The following is a 19111-nucleotide window of genomic DNA, read 5'->3' on the forward strand; positions in this document are numbered from 1 at the left end:
CATGCATGTCGTCGAACCGAATACGAAGAAAGTGAACTTTAAGCCGTATATCTGGCTCTCGGCTCTTATCGTCGTCGGCCTCATTATCGCTTTCAACGGCTTTGCCACCGTCCAGTACGGCAACGTCGGCTTGTACAAAACGTTCGGCAAACTGAATGATAACATACTGGCGCCTGGCATTCATATGAAAATCCCGTTCGTGCAGAGCATCATTCAAGTGAACGTGCAGGTGACCAAGGCAGAGACCGATACTTCGGCTTCTTCCAAAGACCTTCAGCCGGTATCCACGCATGTTGCCGTCAACTATTCCGTTGATAAAGCAGCAGCCTATAAGCTGATGAACAACGTCGGCGGCTCCTTCGATAACGTTATCGTGAATCCGGCGATACAAGAAATTGTGAAAGAAGTAACGGCGCGTTATCCAGCGGAAGACCTGATAGCCAAGCGCGACATCGTTGCAGCCGAAGTGAGGGAGCATTTGACGACGCGGCTCGGCAAATACAACCTCATCGTCGCCGATATTAACATCGTGAATTTCAAGTTCTCTGATGCGTTCAACCAGTCGATTGAGGCGAAGCAAGTGGCGCAGCAGCAAGCGCTGAAGGCGGAGAACGATCTCAAGCGCGTGCAGATTGAAGCGAAGCAGAAGATCGCTCAGGCGCAGGCGGAAGCGGAGTCGCTCAAGCTGAAGAAGCAGGAAGTAACGCCTGAGCTTATCTCGCTGAAGCAGATCGAGGTGCAGGAGATGGCGGTCGATAAATGGGACGGCAGACTGCCAAGTGTAACAGGCGGCGCGACACCATTTATTGATGTCAATTCGCTGGCAGGCAGCAGCAGTGCGAATGTACCGGTCGCAAGCGCGAGCGGCTCGGAGGACGCGGATAAAGCGGCGGTTGATGCGGCGGCATCAGATAGCGCGAACGTGAGCGAGAGCAAGCAGCCATAATGAAGCAGCAAAGAGCGGCGCAGGAGTGAATCCTGCGCCGCTTCTTTATTGCTATAAGCAGCTCCTTAGGACGAAATACCGTCCAGCCTCGCTTGTGACGCATTGCGGCAAAGCTTGCATACTTTTATAATCTTCCCGTCTGTTCTGGACCGGGAGTATAGCAGCTTGATTCTCGTCGTTCCACATGCAGGACAAGTTCCTCGCGCGTGGGACGGGGTGTTCCAAAGTGCTTTTCCGCGAGTTGATTTCGGCATGGCGTTGCCCCCTCTTCGTTCATTTATTCATATGAATAAGGTCATTATAGAGGATGGCTCCATCCGGTTATATATAACAAACAATTAGAGTCGTTTGGGGTATAAAAAAAGTCGCATCCACTAGTCCGATGCGACTTTTGCCGGTTTACTCCGGTTATAGACAATTTTTTTGATGCTATCGCATGAGAGACAATAGCGCGACGAAAGCTCGTCGATGGTCATGCCAGCGGAAAACCGTTCGCGAATTTCTGCGTTTCTGCGTATAAGCATCTGCTTGCTGCCGGAATTTTCTCCCCATTGCTTCTTCGAGCCTTCAGGCGTTGGTATGTATACCATGCCGCCGCTCACATACTTCTGTATTTCCCTCAACAATTCTGCCGGGAAAATAACATCTGCGTTCGTATATTTCATATTCGCTCTGCTCCTTAAAATAAATTCTTTAAGGTAGCAAAGTCTATCCTACAAACTAGGCGGTAGATCTTGCGAAGCTCCATACAAACAACCGCCGTTGTTTATAGTGTAGACCTTGCATAGAGCTTCTAGTCAATCGTGACATCATACGCATACCCTCCTTTCATCCAGAGTAATCATATTGCCTACTATCACCAACTATTACCATTATTTACATTCGCCATTACGATGTGTTCTCCTGCTCCGGTCCTGATTCTGCGCGATAACTAGCGCAAAACCACTTTGTTTAGCGAATGAACACTTCCTTTGTCACCCGTGCAGGGACAGGCTTCTGGAGCGCGAATATCTGGGTATATAACACATCTGAACGGAGTGATTGGAATGATGGAACTTGTTAAAAGCAAGGATGCAGCTGAGTCGCTGAACGTGAGCCAAACAACGGTCAAACGCTGGGCTTCCCACTTCCCGCACTACTTCCAAAAGGACCGCTTCGGACACTATATCTTCACGCAGCAGGATCTCGCCATGCTCGGTCTCATCAAGGCCGCGCTCGAGAACGGAGAGACGATGGATCAAATCGTACTGCCAGATCATAGGCCAGTACCGGAGCAGGCAGCACAGCAGCCCTACAACGAAGCAATGCTGGAAGTCGCAGCTTCTGCGGCGTCTACCGAGGAGAGCGATCTGCTGGCGCGCATTCGCTCCGTCGAGCGCAGGCTGGAGCAGAAGGCCGACGAAGTCGTCGCCGCCCAAGTGCTGCAGCACCGCGCGGAGCTCGACGAGCTGCGCCGAATGGTCGAGCAGCTTGCCGTATCGCTCGAGATGTCCCGAAGGCCAGCATCGGTTATGTCCGAGCTTGCCGTCGCAGCTGCTGAAACGGCAGCCTCCTCAACCGAACTGCCATCTCGCAAACGCGGCTTGTTCCGATCGTTATTTGTCTGGTTCTAGTCACAGCAAAGCCCGGTTACCCTTGAGGAGGGAACCGGGCTTCTTCATTTTGTCGTGCGCCGCTACGTATTAATAGCTCTTCGTCGCCAGCTCGTTCAGCGGCTTAAACGTATACCCCTGCTGCCTGGCTGCATCGATAATCTGTCCGAGTGCTTCTGTGTTGTCCTTCGATACCGAATGCAGCAGAATGACCGCGCCAGGGTGCAGCTGCTTCATCACGTTGTCATACGCATAGCGCCAACCCTTCTGCGCATTCGGCTCCCAGTCCCGGTAAGCGACCGACCAGAACACGCTCGTATACCCCTGCTCCTTGCTCACAGCCAGCACCCGGCTGTTGAATATCCCTCTCGGCGGGCGCAGATACGCCATCTCCTGCTGTCCGGTCAGTTCGGCAACCGCCGTCTTCACTTTCGCAAGCTCCGTATGGATTTGGCTGCTGGAGATGACGCTCATGTCCGGATGGCTCCAGGAATGGTTGCCAATCAGATGCCCTTCCACCGCCATTCGCTTCACGAGCTCTGGCTTGTCCTTCACATAATGACCGGTCACGAAGAAGATGGCCGGAACGCTTTTCTCCTTGAGGACATCAAGAATCCGGCTCGTATAACCGTTCTCGTAGCCATTGTCGAAGGTCAAGTACAGCTCCTTCTGCTTCGTATCGCCTAGAAAGATCGCTCCATGCTGCTCAAGGACAGGCTGAAATCCCTCCTCCTTAATGGAGGGCAGCGCACCACCAACGCTTCTCTTGAATCCAAAATGATACGGCCCGCCATGTGGCGCACCAACTGCGCTTGCAGAAGAACTAGACAGCAGCACCACCGCCACCGCAAGCACGGCTGCCATGGTTATGCTGAACAAGGCGCGTCGATTTCGCATCGTCATCGTCAATTCCCTACCTTCATGCTTGGTTTTGCCTGTAGTAGTAGGATTTCACTATGCTCGGGAATTTATGTAAAGTGCTGTTCTATGTTAGAATAGGCGAAGCAGATGTGGTAGGGAGAGGCGATGTTAAACAGATGGCTACGATTGTAAAAATCCGCGGCAGTGTATTTATTGGAGGGCTGCAGTGGCTTCCGGCCGCGACAGATCCGGAAACCGGCATCATAAATGAATATGCAGGTGACGCGCGCGAATTCTCGCCAGCGACGGTCAATACGGGACGTTCCCGCGTGGAACAGGAGGTCGTCGTTGACTTTGTGAAGCGCAAGCTGTTCACGTTCGCGAATACAGGCTACACCACTTTGCGGCAGACGATGCCTGGCGGCGTATCGCAGATGAAGCAAGGCAAAGCGCCGACGGACGGTGTTACGGTAGAAGCCGAAGCTTGGGAAGCGATGTCCTGCTCATTCGTCATGAAGGCGAGCGCAGCCAATCCGCTTCGCGCGGAAGCTCCGACGGTAGATTATGAGCTGCATATCACGGTGCATGGCGAAGACGGCAAAGTTGAGGTGCGAGGCAGCCACGACGGCTTCCCTTGCTACGAGTTTTATAAGCAGGTCGACTTCGGCGATTTCGAGCAGCTGTATACGCATGATTTTCGCGTGACGGGCGACACCCCGGCAGCGATGGCCGGCGAGATGGAGTATCATTTCGAACGTAATCTATAGAGGATGAGGAAGGAGTGGCGATTATGGCCTTGTACCGCCGTTTAGTGACGGATGAAGATTTCACCGAGGCGATGGAGCGCCAGTTCCGGCTTCGTGTCTTCAAAGACGATCATATCGTCGATTCGGACGGCGTCATTATCCGCTTCGACGAGAACACCGTCGTTAGCCAATCCAGCGTTAGCGATGTGGCGTATCACGACCGCTCGGCTTGCGAGTTTTTTGAGATTCGGCGGCGATAGAGAATCTCCGCTCGGCTGCGCGGCATGGACTGTTCCGAGCCGCAAGCATTGCCGGGGATACGGTTCGTTAGCCCTTATGCAAAAAAAAGAACCTCCAGCAGCCGCGAATCACTCGCGGTGCTGGAGGTTCTTTGCTGCTTGCAGCTATTCCACCTTAATCGACTTGATCTCAAACGGCTTGAACGACAACGTGATCGTTCCGCCCGCGCTGATGCTACACGGTTCGAGCTCTTCTTCCAGCAAGTTGACGATGCTCGCCCGCTTCGTAGATGCAGGCAGGCGCAACGTAATCCGATCGCGGCTGCCCGTCGATTCGTAGAAGCGCATAATGGTACCTGCTCCGCGCTCCTCTTGCTTCACGGTATCGAGAATAACCGTGCGGCTGTCCAGCTGCAGCATCGCTTGTGCCGATGGCAGCGAACTTCCGCTCGCACCGGTCGCGCCTTCGCTTGCAACTGCAACCGTCGGGCTGTTCAGCTCGGCTGCCCGGCGAACGACATCTGCCGAGCGCCAGTCGCCAGCATGCGGCAGGAGCGAGTATGTGAACTCGTGCTCGCCTTGGTCAGCTGTCGCATCCGGCCATTTCGGCGCACGCAGCAACGACAAGCGCAGCACGCTGTCCTTAACGTCATAGCCGTACTTGCAATCATTCAGGAGGCTGACACCATAGCCGCCTTCTGATACGTCTGCCCAGCGATGGCTGCACACTTCATACTGCGCCTGCTCCCAGCTTGTATTCCGATGCGTCGGACGATCCAAGGCACCGAACGGAATTTCATAAGTCGCCTTCGTCGCCAGAACATCGACAGGGAATGCAACTTTCAATAACTTATGACTCTCATGCCACTGTACTCGCGTCTTGAAATCGATCCGCTTCTCATGATGATACAGGATCAGATCCTGCGTAATGTGCGACTCGTTCAAGCGCCATTCGAAGCGAAGAATATCAAGCGCTTCGCCGGATACAACGACCTTCCGATTCAGAAGCTCAGCCTCTCCCGCACGATTCTGCTCATACTTCGCATCAATATCCCATGCATCCCAATACAGCGGTCTGTCATGGAAGAATTGAAGCTCGTTCGCCTTCGCGCCTTCCGGCAGAACCTCGCGCTCCGCCGCTTTATCGAACAAACGAGTGATCTCACCGCGCTCGTTGAATTCCAGCTTATAGTGCGGCGTTTCCCAAACCGCCATATCCGAATGCCCTTCACGACCAGCATCAGCACCGACACCAGTACCTGCCGCTTCCTTCAACCAGATCGTCTTATAGCCGAAGGCTGGAATGCCCGTTACAGCAACCGCCAATGCCGGCTTAACTCCATCCGCTCCTGCGATCCAATCCGACTTGAGCGGATTGCCCGCTTCATCGAACGCATTCTTGCCTGCCAGCTCCAGACCGCCTTGGATCAGAACCGTCTCATCCCGCTCCCAGCCGAGGCTGTTGAACACGACATACGGCGTACCTTCAACAGAGCCAGATACCGAAGCAGATGAAACCTGGCCAGCAATCGCACGAAGTGCACGGTCAAGCTCTTGATTACCAAGCGCGAAGACCTCTTCATACTCAGCAGTAGAGGTTACGTAAGATTCCGTAATCGCCGTTCCCGGAATAATGTCGTGGAACTGGTTCAGCAGCATTAGCTTCCAGCCCTTGTTCAGCGCTTCAAGAGCCGCATCCCCAGACGCTCCCGCATACAATTTGGCGAACGTGCCCCAGATCTCAGCGTTCCGGTACAGCACCTCAGCTTTACGGTTATACCGCTTGTTCCGTCCATGCGTCGTCAGCGTTCCCCGGTGCAGCTCCAGATAGAGGTCGCCATGCCACTCCGGCAGTGTATCCGCTACATGCGAGACGGACTCGAAGAACGCGCTTGCCGTACTGAAGCGGCTTACCGGAAGACCCGGCATCAGATCAGTGCGATGCACGAATTCCACCATCTCGCGCGTTACGCCGCCGCCACCGTCACCATGACCGTAAAGAAGCATCAGCTCGTCCAGCTTATCCTTCTGGCGGTAAGCTTCCCAATGTTCCTTCACATCTTTAGGCCGTGTATGCTCATTAACGCCGTGATTCAAGTAAGAAACGATCGGGGTTCCATCGATGCCGACCCAGCGGAACAGCTCATGAGGGAACTTGTTCGTGTCGTTCCAGTTGAGCTTCGTTGTCATGAAATAGTCGATTCCCGCAAGCTTCAGAATCTGCGGCAGCGATGCGCTATAGCCGAACGTATCCGGCAGCCATTCAATCGTAGCACGCTTGCCGAACTCCTCGTCGTAGAAGAGCTGACCATGCAGTAATTGACGAACGAGCGACTCCCCGCTCGGGATGTTCAGATCCGGCTCGATCCACATGCCGCCGACGAGCTCCCAGCGGTCCTCTGCGATCGCACGTTTGATTTTGGCATAGAGGGCAGGGTCCTGTTCCTTCACAAAAGCATACAGCAGCGGCTGGCTCTGCGAATAAACGAAGTCCGGATACTCCTCCATCAGCGACGTCATCGTCGAGAACGTACGGCTCACTTTGCGAACTGTCTCGCGGACAGGCCACAGCCACGCAATATCAATATGCGACTGGCCGACCATATGCATCTTCCCTTGCAATGGACCCGCAGGGAACTGTCCACGCACGCGCTCAGCAAGCGACTGCTCGATCTCCGCAATTCGCTCTCCATCTCGCCACTGCGCTTCTGTCAAACTTTCCGCTTCTCCCATCGTCGCATACAACAGATCCAGCATCTGCTGGCGAGCAGGATCCGCATCCGATTCCGGCAGCAGTCGCATCGTTTCATATACAGCCTGCACACTGCGCAGCAAGCTCTGCACGGGCTTATTCACACGAACAAGCGTAATGTCATACTGCGTGATAGGCTGAGCCTTCGTCTCCTGATTGTTCAGCGGATCGAACGGCTCGGGAATCGGATCATACAGCTCAATCTCAAGCAGAGGCGTATGGCCTACTCCGTCCAGATACAACGGTACAAAATTATGATTACGATCCAGCCCCTGATAGGAGTCGCCGTTCACGCGCAGCAGCCCTTCCCCGCCGCCGCTAACCGTTAAACCAGCCGTTCCGTGCTCCCACTCGGCAGGAATCGTTATTTTCTTCGTTAGAAAATAAGTAATGCCATGCTTGCCGTCGAGCTTCATATCGCTCAGCAAGCTTGTCTCTTCGCTGCCTTCAAGCGGTTCATACTGCCCTGGCAGAATATAATTTACCTTGCGCATGTTCCAATCCAGAAGCGGCACCTGCTCCGCCCACTGGCGTTCCGATAAATTCCGAATAAAACGATGAATACGATACATTCCTTACACCTCTTCTGTGCTAACGACAAGCGTTGCTCCTATTACGTCTTCTACGTGCCTTCCAACCATAATCTCAAATTCTCCCGGTTCGACAACCGGCTTAAGCTGCCGATCCAGCATTTGCAGCTGTTCCCTGCCAATCGTAAAGCTGACCTCACGAGTCTCTCCCGGCTCAAGCGCTACGCGAGCGAAGCCCTTAAGCTCCTTCGCTGGACGCGTGATCGAACTCACTTTATCACCAACATACAGCTGAACAACCTCAGTACCTGCTACTGTACCAGTATTCGTTACCTTCACCGTCGCGACCGTCTCGCCGTCCGCTGCAATCTGCTCCGACGACAGAGTCAAGCTGCTGTACTCGAAAGTCGTATAGCTCAGCCCGTAGCCGAACGGATAGCGCGGCTTCACATCCATCTCCAGGTAACGCTTGCCTCTGCTGCGCTTGCCATAATAATACACCGGAAGCTGGCCGACGTGCTTCGGCACAGAGATCGTCAGTCTGCCGGATGGGTTCACATCCCCGAACAGAATATCTGCTAGCGCTGCGCCGCCCTCTTGGCCTGGATACCAAGCTTCAACAATGGCGTCGGCATGCTCTTCAATCCACGGCTCTACAATTGGACGGCCGTTAATATACACAACGATGAGCCGCTTGCCGAGCTTATGAATGGCCTGCGCCAGCTCCAGCTGTACGCCCATTAGATGAAGACCCGTGCGGTCAATCCCTTCCCCGCACTCCATCTCGCTCTGCGCGAGACCCGATACAACCGATGCACCTGTACGCAGGTCGATCGTCCCTTCGCCAAAGTCGCGCGCGCTGGACCCGCCAAGCGCGAGCACCACCACATCCGCCTGCTCCGCAGCAGAGAGTGCAGAAGCGAAGCCTTCACGGGAATCGCCTTGAATGCGGCAGCCCGGCGCATACAGCACGCGATCCGCCTCGCCATTGCCAAGCGTCTCCCGAATCCCGCCCAGCAGCGTAACGACGTTCTCGCGCGGCTGCGGAGACGTGTAATCGCCCAGCTGATTGTAGATATTGTCCGCATTGGGTCCGATGACAGCAATCTTGCCAGTTCCCGCTTTCGAGAGCGGAAGCGTACCTGCCTCGTTCTTCAGCAGCACGATACCTTGACGCGCAATCTCCCGCGCCAATTGGCGGTGCTCCTTGCTGCCGATAATGCGCTCCGCTGCAGCAGGGTCCACATAAGGGCGATCGAACAAGCCGAGCTTGAACTTCGCTCCCAGCACTCGGCCAGCTGCGCGGTCCAAGTCCTCTTCTGCAATTATGCCTTGGTGGAGCGCCTCCTGCAAATGCACGCCGAACATCGCCCCGGACATCTCCATATCAATGCCTGCCTTAAGCGATATTGCAGAAGCTTCTGCGCCATCCTTCGCGACATCATGACCCCATGCCAGCATATTGATAGCGCCGCAGTCCGTAATGATGAATCCGTCGAAGCCCCATTCCTCGCGCAGCACGCCATTCAGCAGCTCTTCATTCGAAGTGCACGGCACGCCGTCGATCTCGTTGTACGCCGGCATAATCGACATCGCTCCTGCTTCCACGCCTTTGCGGAACGGGTACAAGTCGACCTCATGCAGCTCCCGCTTGCCAATATGCGCAGGACCGGCGTTGCGTCCGCCTTCCGAAGCGCCATACGCCACAAAATGCTTCAAGGTCGCAATCAAGCTGCCTTCCCCGTCCAGTGAATCCCCTTGCAGCCCTTGCACGGAAGCTGTTGCCAGCTCGCCAATCAAGTAAGGATCCTCGCCGAAGCACTCCTCGGTACGTCCCCAGCGCGGATCGCGAACGACGTCGAGTACCGGCGAGTAAGTCGCCGCCCCGCCTTGGCTGCGCGTCTCAAGCGCAACCGCGCGGCACATCTCTTCGTAGAGCGGCACATTCCACGTGCTGCCAATTAGCAGCGGAATCGGGAATACCGTCGCGCCAATTGCCATATGGCCGTGCGAGCACTCTTCTCCGAACAGAATCGGGATGCCAAGCCGTGACTCCTCCATCACGAAACGTTGAATTTCGTTGACTGCACGTGCTCCATCAGCCGGAGACAGCCCGTTCTCAAGCGTCACCTCCGTCCAAGGATCGGCACGAAGCGTACCATAAAGCGAACCGATGCCACCCTTGCGAACCTGTTCTTGAAACTCAGCGTTTAGCGCAATGGTGCCATCCTCCCTCTTCTCGTACGTCTTCCAACCGAAAGGCTGTGTCAGCTGACCGATCTTCTCTTCCGTCGTCATCCTCGCCAGCAGATCCTTCACCCGTTCTGCAATGGGTTGCGCCGCATCCTTATATCGCATAATCATTCTCCCCATTCTTCCCCAAGATAATGACAGAAGGAAGTATGCCCGAGAGGCATACTTCCTGCTATTCGCATTTCTATAATTACTTCTTCTCGATAGCGGACTGATAGATCTGGATGTATTGTGCAAGGTTCAGACCGTCGAACCCTTTCACATAGCTATCCCAGTCTTTCTCAACGTCCTTATCGCCGATAATGAACTGCGCCATGTTGGAGCTTACATAATCCTTGATGGATGTCGCCAGCTGCGCAATTGTATCTGTATCTTCCGGTTTCACGTAAGCGCCGGACGGATATGTTTCCTTCGGAGCAAATGGTGCATAAGTTGCTGTTGCGTCAGCAAGACGCTTCTCGTAGCCTGCGCCAGTCAACGGATCTTGAGCTGTTGCGAACAGGTCGCGGAATTCTTTCGACAGATCTTTTGGTCCAAGCAGCGTCCAGCTGTCATTGCGAACGACATTCGGATCAGCCGCCTTCAGGTTGGAGAAGCTGTATTTGGCTGGCTGGCCGGAAATATTCAATTCGCCAGCATCAGCTTTCTTCCAGCCGATGCCTTCATTCATGCCGTATTCGCTGAGAAGCGCGCCTTCTTCGCTATAAGCGTAATCTGCGATTTTGATTGCTGCGATTTGTTGCGCTTCGCTTGCTTTATTCGTAATTGTGAATGGGAACTCGCTGATGCCTTGGGACATGCCGGCTAGCTGTACGCCATCTGGTCCTTTGAGCGGAGGTACGATAACCCAGTGCTTCTGACGCTCGTCTTTATCTTCAAACGTTTTTACAAGGTAGCTGACAAGCGCTGTCGTGATGGAACCGACGATTTCGTCGCCTTCACGCTGGCCGAGCTGGCCAACCGCTTGGTCATTCTGCGTGAATGCCGCTTTGTCGATCAAGCCTTCGCTGTACAGCTTGTGCATGTAAGCAAGACCTTCTTTCCACTGCGGCTTGTTCGCAGCAAAATCAACCTTGCCGTCTGTTACAGTCAAATACTTGTCGTTATCGTTATAAATAAAGGAGTTCATCAGGTAAGCATCGATGTTGCCGTTCCAAACATACTTGTTCGGTGCGCCAGTAAGCGGAATTTCGTCTGCTTTGCCGTTGCCGTTAGGATCTTGTGTCTTGAATGCTTTAAGCACTGTATACAGTTCATCAGTCGTTGTAGGTACTTTCAGGCCGAGCTTGTCCAGCCAAGCTTGGTTGATCCAATACTTCTGCGAGAATGTGCAGTGGTAGCACTCATTGAGACGAGGAATGCCGTAGATGTTGCCGTCTGGCGCTGTCATCGCTTCTTTCATATAAGGCTTCTTCTCCATCATAGCCTTAATGTTCGGCGCGTACTTGTCGATCAGATCGTTAAGCGGAATGAGCACGCCTTGCTTGCCGTAAGTCGTCAAATCCGAAGTCGTGAATTTCCCTTCCAGGAACACTTCCGGATAGTCGCCGCTCGCAAGCAGCAGCTGTCTGCGGTCAACCAGCGCGTCTGTTGGCGCAAGATCCCACTTAATTTTTACATTGAACTTCTTCTCAATATACTTTGTATAATCGTTATCTTCCAATGGCGCTTTGCCTTGTGGAGCGAAGAAGCCAAGATCTACCGGCTCAGAAGGCGTCTCAGCCGCACCGTTCGATGCTCCTGCGTTGGTGCTGTTCTCTGTGTTCGAAGAGGCTGTGTTTCCTTTGTTGTTGCTGCTGCTGCCGCAAGCGGACAGTACGATGCTGCTGATTAGTATAAGCATTAAAGATACCAAGATTGACTTTTTCAAAGCGGTTCCCCCTTGTGATTGGTCTAAAGTTTGCTGCACCTGCCTTGAAGTCACCCTCAGACAGTTCCCCCTGCTTCATGTTGCAATCAACTTGCTAATACAGACGCTTCGCCCTGCCGCCTCACCTCCAGCCAGAATTCACATCAGCTGCTATGATAATTAGCCCTTCAAAGAACCAATCATAACCCCTTTAACAAAGTGTCTCTGCACGAACGGATACATAATGAGTACCGGTACGCAGGCGACGACGATGAGCGCATATTTCAGTACTTGTTCGAAGCCCTTGTCTCGCAAGCCTTGGGCGGTGTTCGCCAGCATCTGAGGGTCTGCCGCATTCAGAATGAGCAGATTACGCAGTACGTATTGCAGCGGGAAGAGATTCTCCGACCGCAGATAGATCAGCGCATCAAAGTACGCATTCCAGTGCCCAACCGCATACATAAGCGTCATAACCGCAATAATCGGCTTGGATAGCGGCAGCGCGACGCTCCATAAGTAGCGGATATCCCGGCAGCCGTCAATTTGCGAAGCTTCCTGCAGCTCATTCGGAATGGAAGACATGAAGAAGGTTCTTGCAATAATGACCTGGAAGATCGAGAACGCCCCTGGAAGCCAAAGCGCCCAGCGCGTATCCAGCATGTGTAAATTTTTCACCAAAAGGTAAGTTGGTATGAGTCCGCCGCTAAAAAACATCGTAATCATCATCAGAATCATGATGTACTTGCGGCCTGGCATCGTCCGCTGCGAGAGCGGGAATGCCATTAATACGGTGAATGCAACGTTGATGAACGTACCGACTATCGTATAGATAATGCTGTTGTAGAACCCTAACATCAGCTGCGTGCTTTGGAAGATCGACTTGTACGCCCGTAAGGAGAATTCCACGGGGAACAGCCAGACCTGTCCGGACACGACCGCATCAGGCGAGCTGAAAGACGAGCTTAAAATGTATACCAATGGGTAAAGTACCGTCAGTGTCAGCAGGGCAAGCAGCGTATAGACGACGCCAAGCAGGGCACGATCGCCGATCGGTTCTCTGATTTTTTGTTGAATGATCATGTTGTCCGCCTTTCTACCACAAACTGTTTTCCGAAACTCTACGCGCAATTGCATTGACAATGACGAGCAAAATCAAGTTGATGACCGAGTTGAACAAACCGACAGCAGAGGAGAAGCTGAAGTTCGCCCCGAGCAGACCCACCTTGTACACATAAGTGGAAATAACCTCGGAAGTGCTCATGTTAAGCGGATTTTGCATCAAATAGATTTTCTCGAATCCGACCGCCATCACGTTACCAAGGCTTAAGATGAGCAGCGTAACGGTAATTGGAATCAATGTCGGTAGATCGATATGGATGATCTTCTTGAATCTGGAGGCACCATCTATACGTGCTGCTTCATAGAGCGATGGATCGACGCTTGAGAGCGCTGCGATATAAATGATGGACGCATACCCCATCTCCTGCCATACGCCGGACCAGACATAGATGGACTTGAATAGCGCAGGCTCACCCAAGAAGTTGACATTCTCGAAGCCAAAGAAACTAAAGAGACGATCCACGACGCCAACATGCGGCGAAAGCATTAAGATGATGATGGATACCATTACTACTGTCGAAATAAAGTGCGGTGCGTAGGTAATCATTTGGACCGATCTCTTGAAGAAGCCTGTTCGCACTTCATTCAGTGCGAGCGCCAGCAGAATCGGTACCGGGAAGCCTGCTAGTAAGGAATAGAAGCTGATGAGCAGCGTGTTCTTAATGAGCAGTGGGAAGTTCGGTGAGTGGAACAAATTCTCGAAATGCTTGAAGCCTACCCACGGGCTGCCCATGATGCCTTTAATGACGTTAAAATCTTTGAACGCGATGATTACCCCGAACATCGGGATATATTTGAAAATAATAAGATAAAGCACCGGAAGCAGGACGAGGAGATATAGCTCCCAGCTTTGCTTTACTCGGGTCCATGTCTGAACCATCGGCATAACCCCCTTCTGTCAGTTTCGTTCTTGTGTAGCTCGATTCTAGCCCGTCCATTGGAATAGCAGCAATTCGTAAGATTCCGTAAATCCACGATTTTCGCAAATGGCGTCAAATCAAGCTTTGTGGGACCCGAAAGATGTGTACTCCTCTTTTTTCTACAGCACGAGTTTTTCTCCGAATACGCTAAAGCAACAAAAAAACCTTGGGAATGCCTGCTGTTGCTGGCATGTTCCCAAGGTTCGAAGTAGAAATATGTGTAGTCCGATCGATGCTAGCTTGTCTGCTGTTTGCGATAATCGCTTGGCGAAACGCCTGCGATGTTCTTGAATGCGCGATTAAAGGAATTGTAGTTGAAGTAGCCGACCTCTGTGCTTATTTCCTGCAGCGATCGTTCCGTCGTGAGCAGCAGTTGCTTCGCCTTGTCCATTCGCAGCCCAATTAGAAAATCAACGAAGTTGTAGCCGTACTCTTCCTTGAACAGCTTGCTGATGTTCTTGGCATGAATATTAAATTGATCGCTTAAGTAATCGAGCGACAGCTCTGGATTATGATAGTTCTCTTCAATAAAAGCCCGAATATCACTAATGACGGCACGCGTCCGCTGTGAATCCTTCAATGACTGCAGCTTGCTTGCCATCTCTTCGAAGATGCGTAGGAAACCTTCTCTTATCTCCTCTAACGTCTCCCAGTTTCGTCCGAGTTCGAGCAGCTCCGCTCCGGTGTCTTTCCACACGCTGCGATAATCTTTGGACAGCTCGAGGAATACCCGGTTCAACTGCTGGTGGAGAAATTGCAGGAAGCTCTCGATTTCCTTCCGCGATGAGATCGAATCTTGGATCTGGTTGAACAGTTCTTCGATGTGCTTCTGCCATGCCCCGTCTGAGAGCCGGATCGACTGCGATAACGCATGAATCGTTCCGAAATAATCATGCACGCGAAGCTCGGAGCCTTCCAGCTGTGCCGGACGAAGCAGCCTCCCCGTGCCAAGTACAGCCTTGTACTGAAGCAGGTTGCCGGCGATCTCATGGGAGCGGCGGATTTCTTCCAAACTCGCAGCCATGCCGTGAACGCCAATCGTAACCGTGAAGCTTAGATTGCTCTGTACCCACTGCACGATTTGTTCCCCAATCTCCCCGCTCAGCTCTTCGCCGTCAGCGTCATCCGGTACCCAAATAATGGCGGATAACTTACGGTCCGTTACCCATTCCGCCCAAGTCGTCGCATCCCGAAGACCTGCCATTTCCCCGGTCACGCTGGATAAGACGAACTTCAGTATGGATTGATCTTGATGGTGATAGGCTTCGGTAAACTGGTGATAGCGATCAATCTCGATAACAAGCACGAATGCGTGCGTACCAGCCGGACTCACCTGCAAGGCAAGCAGATCCGCCATCCACTCCGATTCACGAATCGGGACAAGCCCGAGGGCCGCTTCTTGAAACCGATGCTTCTTGCGAAGAATAATAGCCTCTTGGTTCTGCTGCATCGACTTCGATGTCTCTTCCAGCAGCTGCTCCAGTGCACCTTGAATAAAGCCGAACTCATTGCGGCCGGGCTGCCCATTATACGGATTGATTAAAGCGCTGGTCCGAATGAGCGAGACAAGCTGGCTAATCGGTTTATAATTGCGGCGGGTAACATGAACAACCCAGAGAACGCCAAGCAGAACCGCCCCAAAGGCAATCATGACCCAGATGTTATAAAAATTAAGTGCGACGTTGGCCAGTGCCTTCCCAGATGGTCCACTCTTCACGACCCAGCCCGTATAAGGGGATATATAGTGAGATAAGACGCTCTTCGCACCAACCGCCCCAGAGTCTGTCATTAGCGTGGCGCCTTGTTCATCGGTAACTCGCACATAGGTAAGCTTCGGATTATACATCGGCGTAATCGACTTCTGCAGCTTGGATAAGCTGACATTGACGACAATATATCCTAATTTGGTCGTTGAGAAATGCGGATAGCCTTGCACCAGCGTAATGACATCCGTCGGCTTCTCTGACTCATACGGACGGAAGCTTCGCTTCCCCGTCCATTTGCCGGCCGTCGCCTTCTTACTGATGTACGTCTGAATGAATGGCTGATCCTCGAATTCAGCAGCTTCTCCCGAGCCGCTGCCGAGAACGAAGTTATCTCTTAACCGGATTAAATAGACCGAATCGATGATCGAATTATTGAGCTTCCAATCGTCCACGATCTTCGTCGCTTCGATATTGCGATATACATCGTTGTTATTCGTAGCGAAGAAGAGCCGAATCTCATCGGCTGTAAGCGTGTCGCGCAGCACTTGATAGTTCAACGTCTTCAGCGAATTATCTGTAAACAGAACAACCTGCTGCGTCAGAAACTCATTAGCTCTAATCGCTTCTTTGCGGTTCTGTTCATTGAGCGATTGGAAGAAGACGAAGAACAGAATCGTGACCACGACAAAAAACACGGGAAGATAAGAGAGAAGCAATTTGCGGAACCAGCTGCTGTTCATGTGACTCCACTCCTCCTTTATCTTTTCCCGTGTTTTGGTCGTCTAAGACAATTATTTTACATGATTTGTCGAATGAATGCCATGTAAATCCAGCTTGTTGTTTATTTTGTCGAAATTCGGAACACGTGCGCAATCGGCGCTTTGCCTTGAATCTCGCTTGCCGGAAGCTGAATCGTAACGCCTTCGCTGTCTTGCGAGTAGCTAATCGGCTCATCCGATGCAAGCAGCTCGATACCTGTGATTGGCTCGCTGTATGGAAGACGGATCTCTGCTTTCAGCTCCGCATTCTCGCTCGCGTATAGATACGTGCAGTATACCGTGTCGCCTTTGCGCGTGAACGCGCATTGACCGGTATAATATGGCGCGCAAATCCGTGTGCCATATACCGCTTCGCCGTAAACTTTCATCCATTCGCCAAGGTCCTTCATGCTCTTAAGCGCCCCTGCCGGCAAGCGTCCGTCCGGTTGCGGTCCAACATTAAGCGCAAGGTTACCGCCCTTCGCGACAACTTCCATCAGAATGTGCACAAGCTGACGAGCTGTCTTGTACTTGTCCTCGAATTTGAACGAGAACGAGGTGCCGATTGTAATGCAGCTCTCCCATGGCACGTTCAAAGGACGAGTCGGAATCGTCTGCTCCGGGGTCACATAGTTCTCGTACGCGCCGCCAACCGTACGGTCAGCCGACAACAGCCATGGCTGCGTCGTCTTTCTCGCGCGCTCGACAACTTCACCCAAGCGAATATCCTGGCTGACCTTGCCGCCTTCACGAACCCAGCCAGCATCTAGCCACAGCACATCAATCCGGCCATAGCGCGTCAGCAATTCGTTGATCTGCTCATGCGTGAACTGGACGAATTTCTCCCACAGCTCCGGATTCTCCTCCGGACTATAGGAAGGCCCGCGCCATGTATGGTTGCCTCGCTCCATGCCCGGTGCCCAATAATACGGCGTGTGCCAGTCCGCCTTCGAGAAGTAGGACGCAATTGCGATTCCTTTATCACGGAACGCATCGAAGACTTTCCCTACGACATCGGCGTTCTTGTGCGCGTGGAAAGGCGTATCCTTGCCGGTAATCCGGTATTCGGTCGTCTTCGTGTCCCACATGCAGAAGCCGTCGTGATGCTTCGTGGTGAAGATCAGATATTTGAAGCCGGCATCCGCGGCTGCTTCCGCCCATTTCTCCGGCTCGAAGCGGAACGGGTTGAACGTCTTGTTCAAGTCGAAATATTCCCGCTTCATCTGCTCGTAATCCGTCGTCCAATCCACATCGTGCCTAGACCAATCGCCATCGTCATCGCTAAGAATCCACGATTCTACCATGCCAATCTGGGAGTATGGTCCCCAGTGCATCATCAAGGCAAGCTTCTGGTCTTGGAACCATTCCAGCCGCTCCAATGTTACTGGATTATCCGGCTTCACCCACTCCTCTTCACTGCTGTAATTATGCACGCCATTTTCAACTTCATGTACGGTCTCGCTCATCTAGTTAGCCTCCTCGATAAGTTAAGCAAATTATATTAGCATCAAAGTACTTAGCCCGTTAGGCCAGTATCTTATGCAGCTTGTTCTCTTGCATCAGCTTCAAGATCAACTCGCCGAACAGCGTATTCGCCCATGCGAACCACGATCTTGTAAACTGGGTCGGATCATCCACATCGAATCCTTCATGCATGAAGCCGGTTTCTCCGTCCGTTGCAATAAGCAGCCGTACCAACTCGGCAACTTCCTCTTCATCCGTCGATGTCAGCGCCTGCATCACGAGACTGATATGCCAAATATAACGCGGCGGCGTATGCGGGCTTCCAATTCCCCGGGCAATACGGCCTTCGTAATAATACGGGTTGTCCGGGCTCAAAATAAACCGGCGCGTGTTCTGATAGATCGGATCTTCCTTCGCCGTGTAGCCCAGGTATGGGATGGATAGCAAGCTTGGCACATTCGCATCATCCATAAGCGTGTAATTGCCGCGGCCGTCTGTCTCATATGCGTAGATATCGCCGTAGACCGGATGCTTGTAGATGCCGTAGGTTTCGATCCCTTTGTCGATATCCGCTTTCAGCGCCAGTGCGTCACTCTTCAGCTTGTCATCAGACAGCACATCTACTGCGATCTCCGCCAAGTAGCCGAGCACAACGCTTGCGAACATATTCGCTGGCACCAAGTAGCCGTATGCGCATGCATCGTCGCTCGGCCGGAAGCCGGACCAAGTCATGCCTGTATAGGAAACGGGTTCACCCATACCGTTATTGTGGATCGTGTCGCTCACCGGGCCCGATGTGCGAGTGAAGCGATACGGGGACTTCTCCATATGATGTTGTTCCACGCGCCACAGCTCAACGATTCGCTGCGCTGCCTCACGGAAAGTGGCATCAAACGCGGCAGTACGGCCGGTCTGCTTCCAGAACAGATACGCAATCTGGATCGGGTAGCAGAGCGAATCGATCTCATATTTGCGCTCCCAAACCCATGGATTCGGCTCCGGCAGCTCGGTAATATCGTCTTCCCAGCGGTTGTTGTTTGCTTCTTCATTGAACGCATTGGCATAAGGGTCCATCAGGATGCTGGTGAACTGCCGCTTGAGCAGCCCTTCAATGATGTTGCCGAGTTCTTCATCCTCGGTTGCCAGCTGAATGTAAGGACGAACCTGAGCGCTGGAATCCCGCAGCCACATCGCCGGGATATCACCTGTAATAACGAAAGTCGAACCGTCTTCCTTCAGCCGCGTTGTCGTCTCGAGCGTATTTGGGAAGCACTGCTTGAACATATGTGCAAGCTTCGGATACGGCGCAAGCTCTTTTTCTGCTTTTGCCAGCACGTCTTGAATGGATGTAGTCAATTGCAATGTAAACACCTTCG

14 protein-coding genes are annotated in these 19111 nt (G+C 52.7%); 4 read left to right on the forward strand and 10 right to left on the reverse strand.

Features of this window, described 5'->3' with window-relative positions; all coding sequences use genetic code 11:
- The first annotated feature begins 1 nt into the window (after window position 1).
- The gene (locus tag AC0YNX_RS15400; RefSeq protein ID WP_475816557.1) at window positions 2-946 is read left to right on the forward strand and encodes a prohibitin family protein; all 945 of its coding nucleotides are present in this window, start codon (window positions 2-4) and stop codon (window positions 944-946) included.
- Window positions 947-1320: 374 nt separating this feature from the next.
- Here AC0YNX_RS15400 and AC0YNX_RS15405 read toward each other — a convergent pair whose 3' ends face one another.
- A complete protein-coding gene (locus AC0YNX_RS15405) occupies window positions 1321-1611 on the reverse strand; it encodes a CD3324 family protein (RefSeq protein ID WP_475816558.1) in 291 nt (96 codons plus the stop codon).
- A gap of 381 nt (window positions 1612-1992) precedes the next feature.
- Here AC0YNX_RS15405 and AC0YNX_RS15410 point away from each other — a divergent pair, with 381 nt between their 5' ends.
- Window positions 1993-2559: a MerR family transcriptional regulator gene (locus AC0YNX_RS15410; RefSeq protein WP_475816559.1), complete on the forward strand. Its 567-nt coding sequence runs from the start codon at window positions 1993-1995 to the stop codon at window positions 2557-2559.
- Window positions 2560-2628: 69 nt separating this feature from the next.
- Here AC0YNX_RS15410 and pdaA read toward each other — a convergent pair whose 3' ends face one another.
- Window positions 2629-3435 carry a delta-lactam-biosynthetic de-N-acetylase gene (gene pdaA / locus AC0YNX_RS15415; RefSeq protein ID WP_475816560.1) on the reverse strand — a complete coding sequence of 269 codons (807 nt, stop codon included), beginning with the start codon at window positions 3433-3435 and terminating at the stop codon, window positions 2629-2631.
- Window positions 3436-3575: 140 nt separating this feature from the next.
- Between pdaA and AC0YNX_RS15420 the strand changes: the two genes are divergently transcribed.
- Both AC0YNX_RS15420 and AC0YNX_RS15425 read left to right on the forward strand, forming a co-directional pair.
- Window positions 3576-4166: a DUF3238 domain-containing protein gene (locus tag AC0YNX_RS15420; protein WP_475816561.1), complete on the forward strand. Its 591-nt coding sequence runs from the start codon at window positions 3576-3578 to the stop codon at window positions 4164-4166.
- Between the two features lie 23 nt (window positions 4167-4189).
- Window positions 4190-4405: a hypothetical protein gene (locus AC0YNX_RS15425; RefSeq protein WP_475816562.1), complete on the forward strand. Its 216-nt coding sequence runs from the start codon at window positions 4190-4192 to the stop codon at window positions 4403-4405.
- 144 nt (window positions 4406-4549) lie between these two features.
- Here the strand turns inward: AC0YNX_RS15425 and AC0YNX_RS15430 are convergent, their stop codons facing one another.
- The 8 genes from AC0YNX_RS15430 to AC0YNX_RS15465 all read right to left on the reverse strand — a co-directional run bounded on the left by AC0YNX_RS15430 (window position 4550) and on the right by AC0YNX_RS15465 (window position 19097).
- Complete coding sequence (locus AC0YNX_RS15430) at window positions 4550-7708, reverse strand: alpha-mannosidase (RefSeq protein ID WP_475816563.1); 3159 nt, start codon at window positions 7706-7708, stop codon at window positions 4550-4552.
- 3 nt (window positions 7709-7711) lie between these two features.
- Window positions 7712-10024, reverse strand: a complete 2313-nt coding sequence (locus AC0YNX_RS15435; RefSeq protein ID WP_475816774.1) for a glycoside hydrolase family 3 N-terminal domain-containing protein — start codon at window positions 10022-10024, stop codon at window positions 7712-7714.
- An 85-nt stretch (window positions 10025-10109) separates the two neighbouring features.
- Window positions 10110-11762, reverse strand: a complete 1653-nt coding sequence (locus AC0YNX_RS15440) for a type 2 periplasmic-binding domain-containing protein (RefSeq protein WP_475816564.1) — start codon at window positions 11760-11762, stop codon at window positions 10110-10112.
- Window positions 11763-11948: 186 nt separating this feature from the next.
- The gene (locus tag AC0YNX_RS15445) at window positions 11949-12848 is read right to left on the reverse strand and encodes a carbohydrate ABC transporter permease (protein ID WP_475816565.1); all 900 of its coding nucleotides are present in this window, start codon (window positions 12846-12848) and stop codon (window positions 11949-11951) included.
- A gap of 13 nt (window positions 12849-12861) precedes the next feature.
- Window positions 12862-13767: an ABC transporter permease gene (locus AC0YNX_RS15450; protein WP_475816566.1), complete on the reverse strand. Its 906-nt coding sequence runs from the start codon at window positions 13765-13767 to the stop codon at window positions 12862-12864.
- A gap of 275 nt (window positions 13768-14042) precedes the next feature.
- Entirely contained in the window at window positions 14043-16253 is a 2211-nt protein-coding gene (locus tag AC0YNX_RS15455; protein WP_475816567.1) for a helix-turn-helix domain-containing protein, read from the reverse strand.
- Window positions 16254-16354: 101 nt separating this feature from the next.
- The gene (locus tag AC0YNX_RS15460; protein ID WP_475816568.1) at window positions 16355-17737 is read right to left on the reverse strand and encodes an alpha-L-fucosidase; all 1383 of its coding nucleotides are present in this window, start codon (window positions 17735-17737) and stop codon (window positions 16355-16357) included.
- A 58-nt stretch (window positions 17738-17795) separates the two neighbouring features.
- Complete coding sequence (locus AC0YNX_RS15465; RefSeq protein ID WP_475816775.1) at window positions 17796-19097, reverse strand: glycoside hydrolase family 125 protein; 1302 nt, start codon at window positions 19095-19097, stop codon at window positions 17796-17798.
- Between the last annotated feature and the right edge of the window lie 14 nt (window positions 19098-19111).

The organism is Paenibacillus sp. J31R98 (assembly GCF_056269245.1).

Bases quoted from the DNA above. Each gene is read 5' to 3' on its own strand.
- AC0YNX_RS15400 (WP_475816557.1), top strand. From the start codon at position 2: ATGCATGTCGTCGAACCGAATACGAAGAAAGTGAACTTTAAGCCGTAT.
- AC0YNX_RS15405 (WP_475816558.1), bottom strand. From the start codon at position 1,611: ATGAAATATACGAACGCAGATGTTATTTTCCCGGCAGAATTGTTGAGG.
- AC0YNX_RS15410 (WP_475816559.1), top strand. From the start codon at position 1,993: ATGATGGAACTTGTTAAAAGCAAGGATGCAGCTGAGTCGCTGAACGTG.
- pdaA (WP_475816560.1), bottom strand. From the start codon at position 3,435: ATGCGAAATCGACGCGCCTTGTTCAGCATAACCATGGCAGCCGTGCTT.
- AC0YNX_RS15420 (WP_475816561.1), top strand. From the start codon at position 3,576: ATGGCTACGATTGTAAAAATCCGCGGCAGTGTATTTATTGGAGGGCTG.
- AC0YNX_RS15425 (WP_475816562.1), top strand. From the start codon at position 4,190: ATGGCCTTGTACCGCCGTTTAGTGACGGATGAAGATTTCACCGAGGCG.
- AC0YNX_RS15430 (WP_475816563.1), bottom strand. From the start codon at position 7,708: ATGTATCGTATTCATCGTTTTATTCGGAATTTATCGGAACGCCAGTGG.
- AC0YNX_RS15435 (WP_475816774.1), bottom strand. From the start codon at position 10,024: ATGCGATATAAGGATGCGGCGCAACCCATTGCAGAACGGGTGAAGGAT.
- AC0YNX_RS15440 (WP_475816564.1), bottom strand. From the start codon at position 11,762: ATGCTTATACTAATCAGCAGCATCGTACTGTCCGCTTGCGGCAGCAGC.
- AC0YNX_RS15445 (WP_475816565.1), bottom strand. From the start codon at position 12,848: ATGATCATTCAACAAAAAATCAGAGAACCGATCGGCGATCGTGCCCTG.
- AC0YNX_RS15450 (WP_475816566.1), bottom strand. From the start codon at position 13,767: ATGGTTCAGACATGGACCCGAGTAAAGCAAAGCTGGGAGCTATATCTC.
- AC0YNX_RS15455 (WP_475816567.1), bottom strand. From the start codon at position 16,253: ATGAACAGCAGCTGGTTCCGCAAATTGCTTCTCTCTTATCTTCCCGTG.
- AC0YNX_RS15460 (WP_475816568.1), bottom strand. From the start codon at position 17,737: ATGAGCGAGACCGTACATGAAGTTGAAAATGGCGTGCATAATTACAGC.